The organism is Streptosporangium sp. NPDC050284 (assembly GCF_044459525.1).
In the GTDB taxonomy this organism is placed as follows: Bacteria; Actinomycetota; Actinomycetes; order Streptosporangiales; family Streptosporangiaceae; genus Streptosporangium.
In genome coordinates, this window is the sequence record NZ_JBITIZ010000029.1 from 17,441 (window position 1) to 30,931 (window position 13,491).

Sequence of the window (13,491 nt, forward strand, 5' to 3'; positions counted from 1 at the left end):
GCCGCCCCACGATTATGGGGCGCATGACAACGACACTTCGGGCGCCCAACCGCAGACTCCACCGCGCCTGGATCGTGGCGGGAGTCGCGTTCGTGGCCATCCTCGGCGCGGCGGGGTTCCGGGCGACGCCCGGGGTGCTGATCACACCGCTGCAGGAGGAATTCGGCTGGTCCCGGGGCACGATCTCGCTGGCCGTCTCGGTCAACCTCATGCTCTACGGGCTGACCGCGCCCTTCGCCGCCGCACTCATGGACCGCTTCGGCATGCGCAGGGTTGTGACGTACGCCCTGCTGCTGGTCGCCGCGGGCAGCGGGTTCACCATCCTGATGAACGCCCCCTGGCAGCTCATCCTCTGCTGGGGCGTCCTGGTCGGACTGGGCGCCGGCTCGATGGCCCTGGTCTTCGCCGCCACTCTCACCGAACGCTGGTTCGTCCGCCACCGCGGCCTCGTCACCGGCGTGCTGACGGCGGGCGGGGCCACCGGGCAACTCGTCTTCCTGCCCGTCCTCGCCCATCTGGCGGCGGACAGGGGGTGGCGGTCGGCGGCCGTCACGGTCGCCGTCGCCGCCCTCGCCGTGGTCCCCCTGGTCTGGTTCCTGCTGCGCGACCGGCCGGAGGAGGTGGGCACCACCGCCCTGGGCGCCGATCCCGCCGCACCCCCCGCCGTTCGGCCGGCACGGGTGGGAGGCGCCGCCTCACGCGCACTCGGCGTGCTGTGGAGCGCGGCGCGTACGCGTCCCTTCTGGCTGCTCGCCGGAGGCTTCGCGATCTGCGGGATGAGCACCAACGGCCTGGTGGGCACCCACTTCATCCCCGCCGCCCACGACCACGGCATGGCAGAACCCGTGGCAGCGGGACTGCTCGCCCTGGTCGGGATCTTCGACGTGGTCGGGACCGTCGCGTCCGGCTGGCTGAGCGACAGGGTCGACTCGCGCATCCTCCTCGGCGTCTACTACGGGCTGCGCGGCCTGTCGCTGATGGCCCTGCCGAGCCTGTTCGGAGCCACCGCGGAGCCGAGCATGCTCGTCTTCATCATCTTCTACGGCCTCGACTGGGTGGCCACGGTCCCGCCGACGGTCGCCCTGTGCCGCCAGATCTACGGTCCGGAGGGGGCCGTGGTGTTCGGCTGGGTCTTCGCCTCCCACCAGGTCGGTGCCGCGATCGCGGCGGTCGCCGCGGGGATCACCCGTGACCACTTCGGCGCCTACGACCTCGCCTGGTACGCCGCGGGCCTCCTATGCCTCGCCGCCGCCGTCATGTCGATCGCCATCACCAGGAAGTCGTCCCTCGGCGGGGAGTCCACCGCGGGGAAGCAGGCATCCTTGAAGGCGTGAGAGAACGAGGCGGGCGAACCGCGGGAGACGGAACCGGAACGGACGCGCGGTGGCCGGAGAAGACCGCATGACCGGCGCCGGGGACGACGCGACAGGGGCGACGGGCGGGACGGCCGGCAGGAACGGCGGGGACGGCGGAGACGCTGATCGGGACAGGAGGGTCCTCCCGCTCGTGGTGCGCATCGAACGCTCCGCGCCGCCCGAGCGGACCGACGCCCTGGAGGCGGCGGCACTGGCCGTGCTGGCGCTGCTCGACGACCCGCGCGCTCTCGACGGCGGCGAGTGGGCCGAGGCGGTACGTGTCTGGGACGGCAGCCGGTTCAGGAAGGTCGTCCGGCGGGCGCGCGGGGCGGAGTGGCGCAGGGTGCTCGACCTGCCCGGTGTCACCGTCACCTCGGGCACCGCCGAGGTCCGCGTCCACCCGCCGGTCCCGCTGGACGGCTGGCCCAAGGACCTCTCCAGGCTCCAGGTCTCCGGTACCGAACTCACCGACTCCTCCGAGCCGGGACCACCGGGAGACGTGGTGCTCTGGCTCAACCCGGGACTGACGATGTCGGCCGGCAAGGCGATGGCCCAGGCGGGACACGCCGCCCAGCTCGCCTGGCAGGCGAGCGGGGACGACGCCAGACGGGCCTGGCGGGAAAAGGGTCCGGCGGTCTCCGTGCGCACCGCCGATCCCGCCGCGTGGGCCGGGCTGGTCGCCTCGGGTCTGCCGGTGGTGAGAGACGCCGGATTCACCGAGATCGAGCCCGGCTCCCGTACGGTCGTCGCGGACGCCCCTTGGCTGCGCGAGGGCGGCCGGTGACCCCTTCAGGGAGTTCGATTCCCGTACGGCGCCTCGTCCGCGGTCGGTGAGGGGCCCGGGGTGCCGGCGCGCGCGATCGGCAGGTCGGTGTGCGGCTCCCGCCTCGCGGGAGGAGGCATCGGAGGTGAGCCCGGCCTCGCACTCCACGAACATTCCGAATTCGTCGCGGAGCGTTTGACACGGGGGCGAGAAAGGTACTCGTTCCCGAAGTGTGATGGGGATCCCGCACGGGAAAACCGGATTTGTCGTACGCTCCCGATCGTGCTCGATGGGTTGGGTGGGACTCAGGGGACCCGGGAGACGGGTCCCGCGCCGACATACGTGACCGCCGAGGCGGCCACGTCGGAGATGCCGAAAATTGTGGCGGAGAGTCCCCCGAAGCTACCGGATTCCCCCGTGAAACGGTCCCGCATCGGCGACCTGCCGATGCGCGTGATCTACCGAATCCTGGCCGTGGGCGTCGCGGTGATCGTGGCCGCGGTCGCGACGGTGGTCGGCTTCGTCTCCTCGGGCTCCTCAGATCAACCGGGCGAGGGAAAGACGGGGCAGATCGCCGCGCCATCTGCCGCGCCCCCCTCGCCCGGTTCAGTCTCGGCGGAGCCGTCCACCTCGGTGTCGGAGCAGGCGTCCACGCAGGCCTCCGCCGCGCAGGCGTCCCCCTCGGACACCCCCTCCGCGTCGGCGTCCCCCTCGGGGAGCCCGAGTCCTTCCGAGACGGCCGCCCCCGCCTCGGCGTCCGACGGCTTCGAGCCCGCGCCCGACCGCAGCGCCGTCATCGCGGCCCTCACCGATCCCCGGGTGCCCGACCCGCCGCGCGACAAGCGGCTCGGCCGCCTCTCGGGCAAGGCGGCCAAGAGCAAGCGCCGCGTCCAGGACGAAAGATCGGGCGTGTCGCTGGTCCGCCTGGGCAAGCCCTGGAAGGTCTTCGGCGCGTCGCCGTTCGCCACCAAGCAGGTGCTGCCGAAGGCGAAGGGGGCCGGTCACCGGGCGATGGTCGTGAGCTGCCCGGTGCCGATCCTGGTGCAACGGGAGTCCAAGGACACCGCGCTGCTGGCCGCTCGGTGGACGCTCAACCACCACCCCAAGGGCGGCAGGATCACCTGGACCGCCTCGCAACCGATCAAGAACGGCTGGCTGCTCGCCTACCGGGTGAAGTACAAGCTGAAGGGCAAGACGCGCTTCTCCATGGCCGCCGTCGCCGTGACCGAGATCTCCGGTGCCAAGCCCGCGATGCTTTTCGCCACGATTCCCGACACCCAGAGCAAGTACTGGCGCGCCATCAACACCGCGGTCTCCTCCCTTCGAGTGAAATAGCGTCACCCGAGTCCGTGGCGAGAGGGCAGGGAGAGCCGCGCTAGGCTCGGTCGCCGTGACCCAGATCGTCCTCGCCTCCGCCTCTCCCGCCCGCCTCGCCCTGCTCCGCAGCGCCGGACTCGATCCCAAAGTGATCGTCAGCGGTGTGGACGAGGACGCCATCACCGCCGACAGCCCGAGTGAGCTCTGCCTCACGCTGGCCCGCGCGAAGGCGACCGTGGTCGCCGGCGGCCTGAGCAGCGGGCTGGTCATCGGCTGCGACTCGATCCTCGAACTCGACGGTCGTGCCTACGGCAAGCCGTCCTCGCCCGAGGAGGCCGTGGCCCGCTGGCGCGACATGCGCGGACGTGAGGGACGACTGCTCACCGGCCACTGCGTCATCAACGTCGCGGACGGGCGCGAGGCGGCGGAGGTGGGCGCGACGGTGGTGCGCTTCGGCACCGCCGGAGACGACGAGATCGCCGCCTATGTCGCCACCGGCGAGCCTCTCCACGTCGCGGGGGCCTTCACCCTGGACGGGCGTGGCGGCTGGTTCGTCGACGGCATCGACGGCGACCACGGCAACGTCCTGGGCATCTCCCTGCCCCTGCTCCGCCGCCTCCTGGGCACCCTCGGGGTCTCCGTTCCCGGCCTCTGGCAGCGCCCCTGAGGCCGCGGCTTCTTTTCCCGGGACATCTGCCGTCCGCGCTCTGTTCGCGGGATCGCCGACCGTCCTCCCAAGGGGATCCGATCCCGATAATCTTCCGCCATGGGTCATTTCCGCTCCTTTCTGGACGGCATCGGGTTCTTCTTCCAGGGACTGCGCTGGGTCGCGCGAAACCCGCGCTGGTGGCTGTTCGGGTTGATCCCTGCGCTGATCGCGTTCGCCCTCTACGTGACCGGCCTCTACTTTCTCGGCACGAACGCGCTGGACCTCGCCGCGTGGGGCACGCCGTTCGCCGACGGATGGGGCGAGGGGGCACGGACCGCGCTGCGGGGACTGGTCGGACTGGCGATCTTCGTCGCCGGGCTGATCCTGTCGGTGGTGACCTTCACGGCGATCACCCTGATCCTGGGCGACCCCTTCTACGAGAAGCTCTCCGAGAAGGTGGAGGAGACCTACGGGGAGGTGCCGACCGGCCACGACCTTCCGCTGTGGAAGTCGATCCCCCGATCCATCAGGGACAGCGTGATCACCCTCGGATGGCTGTTGCTGTTCACGATCCCGCTCTTCTTCCTCGGTTTCGTGCCGGTGATCGGGCAGACGGTGGTGCCGGTTCTGGGTGCCCTGGTCTCCGGGTTCTTCCTCACGGTCGAGCTGACCACCCTGGCCCTCGAGCGCAGAGGGCTGGTGCGCAAGAACAGATTCGGCCTGCTCAGGGGGAACAAGGCCCCCGCGCTCGGCTTCGGGGTCCTGCTCTTCCTGCTCTTCCTCATCCCGTTCGTCGCGGTGGTCGCGATGCCCGCCGCCGTGGCCGGTGCGGCCATCATGGTCCGCACCCGTCTGGCACCGGCCGTCCTGCCTGAGGGAAGCACGGCCGGGGGCCCACGCGTCGACAGGGGTGTCTGAGGGGGCGACTCCAGGAGGGGAGTCACCGGGCCTTCAGCGGGTCCCGTTCAGGTGCCGGCGGCCAGGTGAGGGGTGACGGGGGCCGTCCGGCTGTGGACGGTCGCGGGCTCTGTCCACAGAATGCCGTTCGGGGCGGGAGCGGTGGCCCGGTTCCGGCGAGGCTTCCCGGCATGACACCAGACCACCCGGCCTCGCCCGAGTCCTCCTTCCCTCGGTTCCCGACCTCGTCGAACGATTCCTCGGCTTCGTTCGAAGCGCTCTCTCCTTCGTCTGCGGTCTCGTCCGAGTCCTTCTTTCCGCAGTCTCCACCCTTCCCGCTCGCCTCGGCGCCCCGGCTCCTGCTCGGTTCCACGGAAGACGTCCTGGGGGCCGTTCCCTACCTGCTGGGGTTCCACCCCGCCGACAGCCTGGTCGTCATCGGACTCACGGGCAGTCCGCCCAGGATCAGGCTGCACCTCACCGTCCGCTGGGATCTGCCTCTGGGCTCCGGCGCTCTCGGCCAGATCGTCCCGCTCTTCGGAAAGGAGGGCGTCGCCCAGGTCATCCTGGTGGGGTACGGTCCCGGCCCGCTGGTGACCCCGGCCGTCGACGAGGCCGTGGCGCTGTTCCGCCGGAGCGATCTCGTCGTCGTCGACGCGCTCCGGGTGGAGGGCGGTCGCTACTGGTCGTACGAGTGCTCGCGGACCGACTGCTGCCCGGCCGACGGCGTGCCGTACGAGCGGCGGGCCGACGCGGTCGCGGCCGAGGCGGTCCTGCACGGGCTGGTCGCCCTGCCGGACAGGCAGACCCTGGAGCGCTCGCTCGACCCAATCGCCGGGTCCGCGCGGGAGGCGATGAGCGAGGCGACGGACCGTCTCACGGCGGAGCTTCGCGGCAGGCTCGCCAGATGCCGCGACGCCGACGGGTTCGCGGCGGAGTTCGTCGCGGACGGCATGGCCAGGGTTCGCGAGGCGATCGTCACCTACGCCTCGGGAGGGCGGCTCGGCGAGGAGCAGGCGGTCAGGCTGGGGATCGACCTGGCGGTGATCAGGATCCGTGACGAGGCATGGGCGCTGGTCGGCGAGGAGAGTCACGAGGCGCACCTCAGGCTCTGGCACGACCTGACCCGGAGGCTCGAGCCGCGGTTCGTGCCTCCGGCGGCCTCGCTACTCGGCCTGGTCGCCTGGCAGCGGGGAGACTCCGCGCTGGCGGGCGTCGCCCTCACCCGGGCGCACGAGGTCAACCCCGGTTACTCGATGGCCAACCTGCTCGCGCACGCGATCCACCATCTTGTCCCACCGCACGCGCTCAACGACAGGATGCCCAGCCCCGAGGAGCTCGACCGGGAGATGGGCACTCCCCGGATGGCCTGGCTGCTTCCGATGGCCGCGCTGCTGGAGAAACCCGGCGGCCCCGCATCCGAGGGGGCCGCTACGGGGGCGCGTCATTGATGCTTCAGCTCACCGGTCTGGGGGACCCAGGGAACACTCGGCCGCCCTCCCACGAGACGCTGAAGCACGCCGACCCCAGCTCCCGCCGCTCCCACGAAGGTGACCAGAAGATGGACGGCGCCGAAGTAGAGGCCGAAGAGGAGACCTCGGCGGGCGAACACCCGCCGGTAGGTGCTGCCGTCGAGGACCACGGCGGCGGCGACGAGGAGCGGCGACACGAGGGCACCGGCGGGACCGACCAGCAGTGGCAGCGAGATCGCCGGTACGGCGGCGACCAGCAGGACACCGCCGAACGCGCGCGGTACGGAGTCACCGGGCGTCTCGCCCCGGGTCCATTCCCGGGCGCTCACCCGTGCGCGCCGGAACACCTTGCTCACGATCATCCGCAGTGTGGAGTCGTGGTCGGCCCGGCCGCAGACGGCGTCGGTGATGCGCACCTCGTAGTTCTTCCGCATCAGCCGGGAGCGGTAGTCCGCGGACACCGTGTCGCTCAGATGGGGGTTGAAGGGGCCGATCTCCTTGAACACCTCGGTCGGCACGGCGAGCACGGCGGCGTGCAGCTCAAGGGTCGGGCGGTCGGTCGGCATCCACCAGTGATACATCTGCAGCGCGCGATACTGCGCGGCGAGGCTTCTGGTCGCCAGCGGCTCGGGGTGGAGGATGCCGCCCAGGGCACCCAGCCTGGGCTCGGATCTGAGGATGTTCACCGCGTTCTCGACGCTGTCCGGGTCGAGTGCTATGTCGCCGTCCTGGAAGAGCAGGATCTCGCCGTGGGCGTGCTCCGCGCCGAGGTTGCGCGCGGTCGACGCCCCGCTGTTGACCTCGGTGCGCAGCACGGTGACGCCCATCGACCTGGCCACCTCCGCCGCGTCCTCGGTGCCGCAGTCGTCCACCACGATGACCTCGATGGGCGAGTAGGTCTGCTCCTTTATCGCACGTAGGCACAGGCGTAGCACGTGGGACCGGTTGAAGCTGGGGATGATGACCGAGACTAGCGGGCGTTCTCGATTCATGGGTGCTCCATTGGCTGAAGGCCGCTCTTTCCGAACCGCGGGGTGTTGGCCGATGATCAGGGCGGACTGCCCCGGTGGGTTCTCGGTCGACCGGCCGTGGCTCGTCGCCAGGCCTCGGACCGCCTTGCTTCCGGCTTGCTTCCAGTCCACGCTAGCCGCGACGGCTTGTCTCATTCTTGTCGTCCGGTTCGCCGCGTCGTACGGTTCCCTTTCCATGCGGCCTGTGCCGCGGCCCGTGTGGTCCGCGGCGCGGTTGATTCCGCGGGCGCGGACGACAAGGAAGCGACAAGAACCGGTCAGTACGTTGAGGTGTCGCTGGAAGTGATCGCGGATCTTCAATGGCTGTCGCCGGCCTGACCTACGTGCCGAGGTGGTGTGCTGATGGGCGACCGGGACATCTTGACCGAGGATCAGCCCACGGAGATCCCCCCGGAGAAGCCGGTCGGCCGGTGGGCTCGCCTCGGTCGGTTCATCCGGCCGCGGCGACGATGGTGCCTGGGAACCCGGCTGGTGGTGACCGCCACCACGGGGTGGCTGCTGTTCGTGGTCGTGCACCTGCTGGTGAGCGGCCGCACCTCGCTGTGGGCTCCGCTCGACCTGATGCCGCCGTTCATGTTCGTGGCGGTGCCGGTTCTGGTGCTGGTGGTGGCGCCGCTGGCGCGCCCGGTCCGCTGGCGGGTCATCTCGGTGCTGGTGTTCGCCCTGGTGCTCGGCGCGGGACAGAGCGGGATCAATGTGGCGACCCTCTGGTACACCCCGCCGCCCGCACCGCCCGGGGCGATCACCGTGGTCACCTGGAACACCGAGTTCTGGGACCAGGATTGGCGCACCTCCGACGGAAACAGCTATTCACCCGACTTCTATGACTACCTGCGCGAGATGGACGCGGACGTCTACCTGCTCTCGGAGTATCTGTACGTCGACACCTCGGCGGGGGACATGATGACGTCGAAGTGGACCGCCGACATGGCACTCCGCATCGACAAGCTGCCGGAGTTGCGGCGCGAGTTCCCCGGATACGAGGTCGCGACGTCCGGGGAGCTGATCACACTCTCCCGGCTCCCCATCGTCGGGGAGCGCGGGATCGACATCACCCGGTGGCTGCCCGACGACCAGAAGGCGGTGCCGGAGGTGATGCGGGACTGGCCGACCTCCTACACGGTCGAGACGCTGCGCACCGACATCCAGGTGAACGACACGGTCGTCTCCTTCTACAACACGCAGATCAACCAGCCTCCGATCGAGTGGCGGCTGTACGACGGCGAGGCCCGTGACTCCAACCAGTACGCCCACAGCCGGCGGGAGGCGAGCTATCGGGCGCTTCGCGCGGACATCGAGGCCAACGACCATCCGGTGATGCTCGGCGGCGATCTGAACACCACCTCGGCGATGGGGATGCTCCGGCTGCTGCCGGAGAAGCTGGTCGATCACACCCGGGCGCTGCCGTCCCTCTACCCGGTCACCTACCTCGCGGGAGTCGCCGAGCTCTGGCGGATCGACTGGGTGCTCACCACGCCGGACCTCCTCGTGCACCGCTACGAGATGCCCGAAGCCGCCGGACTGTCCGACCACCGCCCTCAACAAACGGTTCTATCGGTTGGCCACTGAGCCGCGGAAGGAATTCACATGACGGAACCGGCGACGGCGCGGCCCGAGGACGTCGCGGTCATCGTGCCGAACTACAACAAGAAGAAGACTCTCCGAGCCTGCCTGGAGGCGGTGTACGCGCAGACTCACCCCCCGGCCGAGGTGATCGTGGTCGACGATCGCAGCACGGACGGCTCGTTGGAGATCGCGCGGGAGTTCCCGTGCACGATCATCGAACTGCCGAGCAACCGGGGGCCTTCGGCGGCGCGCAACACCGGGGTGGACGCCAGCAGCTCGCCCCTGCTCTTCTTCGTGGACTCCGACACGGCGCTGGCTCCGGACGCCGTACAGAACGCGGTGCGCGCCTATCGGGACACGCCCGGCTGCGGCATGGTCCAGGGGATCTACGACAAGGAACCGCTCTTCGACGACGGCCCGGTGGAGCGCTACCGCGTCTTCTCCGAGCACTTCGACCGCCAGCGGGCGGTGTCCACGTTCCTGTCCAACTCGCTGATCCCGCGCACGGTCTTCCGCGAGGCGGGTGGGCTGGACGAGCGGTTGCGCGACGGTGAGGACTTCGAGTTCGGCAACCGGGTGCCGTCCAAGTACCGGCTGGTGGTGACCGCGACCGTGGTCACCAGAGCGGACGATGTCGACCGGTTCTGGGAGTGCATGTGGGAGCGGTTCGTCAGGGCCAGCACCCTGCCGGTGATCATGTTGAGGGCGCGGCGGCTGTACGACGACGACACGATCGGATTCCGGCTTGACATGATCGGGCCGGAACCCCGCACCCGCCGCCTGCCGCCACGGATCTCCTCCGTCTCGGCGGCGCTGAGCCTGTTCACGCTGCCGTTCGTCTTCCTCGCGCCGTGGCTGCTCCTGGTGCTCGCGCTGCTGCTGGCGGCGTTCGTGACGGTGAACCGTGACTTCCTTCGATACTCCTACCGCTACAGGGGCGCGGGCTTCGCGCTGCTCATGGCCTCGATGCAGTTCTGCTATCACACGGCGTTCTTCCTCGGAGCCGGCGCGGGGCTGCCACGGCTCGTCTTCGAGCTGCTCCGCCGCCAGGGGCACCCGGCCAAGACCGGCCTGACCACGGTCTCCTCGGCCGGCGCGCCGGAGTGAGCGAGAGCCGGTCGTGGCGCCTGTCGTGGCGTCCGCCTCGTGCGCTCGTACGCGCCCTGATGGCGGCGTTCGCCCTGGTCCTGGTGGGTGCGGTGGCGATGGCGCTGGCCGGGCAGGACTGGAGCGTGGTCTCGGTCATGCTCGCCAGGAGCGACGGCGGGCGGATCGGCCTCCTGCTCGCCGGTGCGTTGCTGATCAGCATGGTCGGGCTGGGGTTCGGCTATCTGGCGTGGCGGGCGGTGCTGTTCGAGCTCGGCCCGCCGGTGAGCGAACCACGGGTGGCGCGCGTCTTCTTCGTGACGTTCCTCAGCAAGTACGTGCCGGGGAAGGTGCCGGGCCTGATCGCCGCGACCAAGGTGGCCACGGCCAACGGCGTCGGTTTCGGGCGGTTGATGAGCACGGCGGCGCTGAGCATGAGCCTCGTCCTGCTGACCGGGCTCACGATCGGGCTGCTCGCGGGCGTGCAGATGCTCGGCACCCAGGTGGCATGGCTGGTGGCGGCGGCGACGGTGCTGGTCGTGGTCGTGCTGGTACGACCGCAGCTGGTCAACCACGGCGCGCACCTTCTGCTGCGGTTGCTGCGCCGGCCGGACCCGACCAGGTCGGCGTCGGCACGTGGGATACGGCTGGCCGTTGTCTCGCAGGCGGTGTCGTGGACGGTCACCGGCCTGCACCTGTGGCTGCTCGCGGTCGCGATGGGGGCCGACCCCGTGCGGTCCCTGGGACTGTGCGTGGGCGCGTTCACCCTGGCCACGACGGTCGGAATGCTGACGGTCGTGCTGCCCGACGGGATCGGTGTCCGCGAGGCGGTGCTGACCGCCGCCCTGACGGTGGTGCTGCCCGCGCCGGCCGCCGCGGTGGTGGCGGTGGCGAGCCGGTTGGTCTCCACGGTCAGCGAAGTGGCCTTGGGAGCGGCGGCGCTGGCGGTGGCCGAGGTCGCCATCAGGCGCGCTCCGGCCTCGGCGGCGGAACCGGAACCGGAGCTGGCGACAGAGCAGGCGACAGAGCGGGCGACGGAGGCCGAAGCGGCAGCGGCACCGGCACCGGCGGGAGACAAGTAGCCATGTCAAGCATCGGAAGAAGACACGAATGCGCGCGAGCGTCCGCCGGGCAGGTCCCCTCCCGGCCGGCGGACGCCCGCCAACCCGAAGGGGGCATCGACCATGGATGAGCAGCGACCGCTGGTCTCGGTCATCGTGCCGAACTACAACTACGCCCGCACGCTGGACCTGTGCCTGAGCGCGCTGGAGCGGCAGGACTATCCGCACATCGAAGTGATCGTCGTCGACGACCGCAGCACCGACGACTCGGTGGAGACGGCCCGCCGGCACGGGGTGCAGGTGGTGGTCACCGACACCAACATCGGGGCGCCGGCGGCGCGCAACCTCGGCGTCCTGCACGCACGCGGGGAGGTGCTGTTCTTCCTCGACTCGGATGTGGCGCTCACCCCGGACACGATCGGGAACGCGGTGGCGCTGCTCACGTCCGATCCCACGCTGGGAGTGGTGTGCGGCACGTACGAGCCCGAGCCGTTGATCCCCGACAGCCGCGTGGAGCGGTACCGCAGCCTTCAACTGCACTACTGGATCTCCGGTGACGCGGGCGACATCACCACGATCTATTCGGCGATCTTCGCGATGTGGGCGAGGGTCTTCCACGAGGTGGGTCCGCTCAACCCGGCGTTGCGCCACAGTGAGAACGCCGACTACGGTCACCGGATCACCCAGCGCTACCGCATCGTGCTGGACACCACGATCAGGGGCGCGCACGACCACGACGACCGGCTGAGCGTGGTGCTGTCGAAGTTCTTCCACCGCGCGCGCCTGCACATTCCGCTGTACCTGCGCCGGCCGGACTTCAACGGCGGCCCGACCAACAGCAGCCGCGGCTGGGGTTCGCTCGCCGCCCTGTTCGCGGTGGTCACCGTGGTGCTGCCGGTGCTGTTCGGCCCACTCTGGGCGCTCGTGCCGATCGTGCTGCTGATCGGCTCCATCGCGTCCGACCTGGGGATGTACCGCTTCGTCTGGCGCTACGCCGGTGCGGCGTTCACCGTCTACTTCACCGCGATCCACTTCCTGGTGAACGTCACCGTCGCGGTGGCGGTGTTCGTCGGCGTCGCGCAGTGCCTGCTGTCCAGCAGGTTCCGGCGCACCTACGACATGCCGAACCCGTCCGCGCCGGCGATGGGGGCGTGAGCGATGACCCGCCCGCTGGTATCGGTGGTGGTGCCCAACTACAACTACGCGGCCTCGCTGGAGCTCTGCCTGCGCGCCATGAGGGAGCAGACCTACCGGCCCATCGAGCTGATCATGGTGGACGACGGCAGCACCGACGACTCCGTCGCGGTCGCGGAACGGCTCGGTGTCCGGGTCGTCCACACCGGGCGCAACATGGGCGTGGCCGGCGCGCGCAACCTCGGCGCCGCCCACACCGGTGGAGAGATCCTGGTGTTCGTCGACTCCGACGTGGCCGCCTATCCCGATGCCATCGAGGTGGCGGTGGGCATGCTCGCGGAGAATCCGCGGCTCGGGGCGGTGTGCAGCATCCACGACCCGGAGCCGCTGATCCGCGACAGCCTCGTCGAGGAGTATCGGGCGCTGCAGTACTACTACTGGACGGCGAGCTCCGAGGGGCCCATCTCGTTTCTCTTCCCGGCGATGGTCGCGATGCGCCGCAGTGTGTTCGACGAGGTCGGGCCGTTCAACACCCGGTTGCGCGAGACCGAGGAGGTCGATTACGGCCACCGCCTCACCCAGCGGTACGACATGGTGCTCACCACGGCGGTGCGGTCCCGGCACGACCACGACGACCGGCTGTTCACGTTGCTGCGCAAGCTGTTTCGGCGAGGGCGCGCCCGGGTGCCGCTGTACGCGCGGCGCAAGCGCTTCGCCCGTGGGTTCGAGACCTCGAACCGGGCCGGTGGAAGTCTCGCCGCCCTGGCGGCGGTGGTCACGCTGCCGGCGGTGGCGCTCGGTCCGGCCGGTGCCGCGTTGCCGGTCCTCGCCCTCGCCGTGTCGATCCTGGCGGACCTCGGCATGTACCGGTTCGTGCTGCGGCGGCGCGGCCCGCTGTTCCTGCTCTACTACGGTACGGTGCATTTCGTGGTGAACGTGACCATCGCCGCCGGAGTGGCGGCCGGAGTCGCGCAGTGGTTCTGCTCCGCCAGATTCCGCCGACTCTACGATTCCGACCTGCTCGTGCGGCCACCGGCAACCGGGGAGGCGACGACATGACAGCTCGCCCGTTCCCGCCCATGACGTCCGCGGCGCCCATGGCGTCCGCGACGTCCGCGGTGCTCACAACACCCGCGACGTCCGCAGCGCCCGCGACGACC

The 13,491-nt window shown here is 70.3% G+C and carries 12 protein-coding genes; 11 read left to right on the forward strand and 1 reads right to left on the reverse strand.

The features are described from left to right. Positions 1–23 precede the first annotated feature (23 nt). The 6 genes from ACIBH4_RS37590 to ACIBH4_RS37615 all read left to right on the forward strand — a co-directional run bounded on the left by ACIBH4_RS37590 (position 24) and on the right by ACIBH4_RS37615 (position 6,432). Positions 24–1,334: an MFS transporter gene (locus ACIBH4_RS37590; RefSeq protein ID WP_362518555.1), complete on the forward strand. Its 1,311-nt coding sequence runs from the start codon at positions 24–26 to the stop codon at positions 1,332–1,334. A 67-nt stretch (positions 1,335–1,401) separates the two neighbouring features. Continuing rightward, positions 1,402–2,139 (forward strand): peptidyl-tRNA hydrolase, encoded by a 738-nt coding sequence (locus ACIBH4_RS37595; RefSeq protein WP_362518558.1) that lies wholly within the window; start codon positions 1,402–1,404, stop codon positions 2,137–2,139. A gap of 396 nt (positions 2,140–2,535) precedes the next feature. Then, entirely contained in the window at positions 2,536–3,453 is a 918-nt protein-coding gene (locus ACIBH4_RS37600; RefSeq protein ID WP_362518561.1) for a hypothetical protein, read from the forward strand. Between the two features lie 55 nt (positions 3,454–3,508). Continuing rightward, positions 3,509–4,102, forward strand: coding sequence for a nucleoside triphosphate pyrophosphatase (locus ACIBH4_RS37605; protein WP_362518564.1), 594 nt, complete (start codon positions 3,509–3,511; stop codon positions 4,100–4,102). Between the two features lie 99 nt (positions 4,103–4,201). Beyond that, complete coding sequence (locus ACIBH4_RS37610) at positions 4,202–5,002, forward strand: EI24 domain-containing protein (protein ID WP_362518567.1); 801 nt, start codon at positions 4,202–4,204, stop codon at positions 5,000–5,002. Between the two features lie 170 nt (positions 5,003–5,172). After that, positions 5,173–6,432 carry a DUF4192 domain-containing protein gene (locus tag ACIBH4_RS37615; protein ID WP_362769554.1) on the forward strand — a complete coding sequence of 420 codons (1,260 nt, stop codon included), beginning with the start codon at positions 5,173–5,175 and terminating at the stop codon, positions 6,430–6,432. Here ACIBH4_RS37615 and ACIBH4_RS37620 read toward each other — a convergent pair. Then, positions 6,426–7,445 carry a glycosyltransferase family 2 protein gene (locus ACIBH4_RS37620; protein WP_362518573.1) on the reverse strand — a complete coding sequence of 340 codons (1,020 nt, stop codon included), beginning with the start codon at positions 7,443–7,445 and terminating at the stop codon, positions 6,426–6,428. The two genes, ACIBH4_RS37615 and ACIBH4_RS37620, sit on opposite strands and share 7 nt — an antisense overlap. Positions 7,446–7,826: 381 nt before the next feature. Here ACIBH4_RS37620 and ACIBH4_RS37625 point away from each other — a divergent pair, with 381 nt between their 5' ends. From ACIBH4_RS37625 to ACIBH4_RS37645, 5 genes are all read left to right on the forward strand, one after another. Then, positions 7,827–9,053 carry an endonuclease/exonuclease/phosphatase family protein gene (locus tag ACIBH4_RS37625; RefSeq protein ID WP_362518576.1) on the forward strand — a complete coding sequence of 409 codons (1,227 nt, stop codon included), beginning with the start codon at positions 7,827–7,829 and terminating at the stop codon, positions 9,051–9,053. A gap of 18 nt (positions 9,054–9,071) precedes the next feature. Then, positions 9,072–10,157, forward strand: a complete 1,086-nt coding sequence (locus ACIBH4_RS37630; RefSeq protein WP_362518579.1) for a glycosyltransferase family A protein — start codon at positions 9,072–9,074, stop codon at positions 10,155–10,157. Beyond that, positions 10,154–11,218 carry a lysylphosphatidylglycerol synthase domain-containing protein gene (locus ACIBH4_RS37635; RefSeq protein WP_362518582.1) on the forward strand — a complete coding sequence of 355 codons (1,065 nt, stop codon included), beginning with the start codon at positions 10,154–10,156 and terminating at the stop codon, positions 11,216–11,218. Before ACIBH4_RS37630 ends, ACIBH4_RS37635 begins: the two co-directional genes overlap by 4 nt. Positions 11,219–11,320: 102 nt before the next feature. After that, positions 11,321–12,352 carry a glycosyltransferase gene (locus ACIBH4_RS37640; protein WP_362518585.1) on the forward strand — a complete coding sequence of 344 codons (1,032 nt, stop codon included), beginning with the start codon at positions 11,321–11,323 and terminating at the stop codon, positions 12,350–12,352. Between the two features lie 3 nt (positions 12,353–12,355). Continuing rightward, on the forward strand, positions 12,356–13,390 hold the full coding sequence (locus ACIBH4_RS37645) for a glycosyltransferase family 2 protein (RefSeq protein ID WP_362518588.1): 1,035 nt from the start codon (positions 12,356–12,358) through the stop codon (positions 13,388–13,390). Positions 13,391–13,491: the final 101 nt, after the last annotated feature.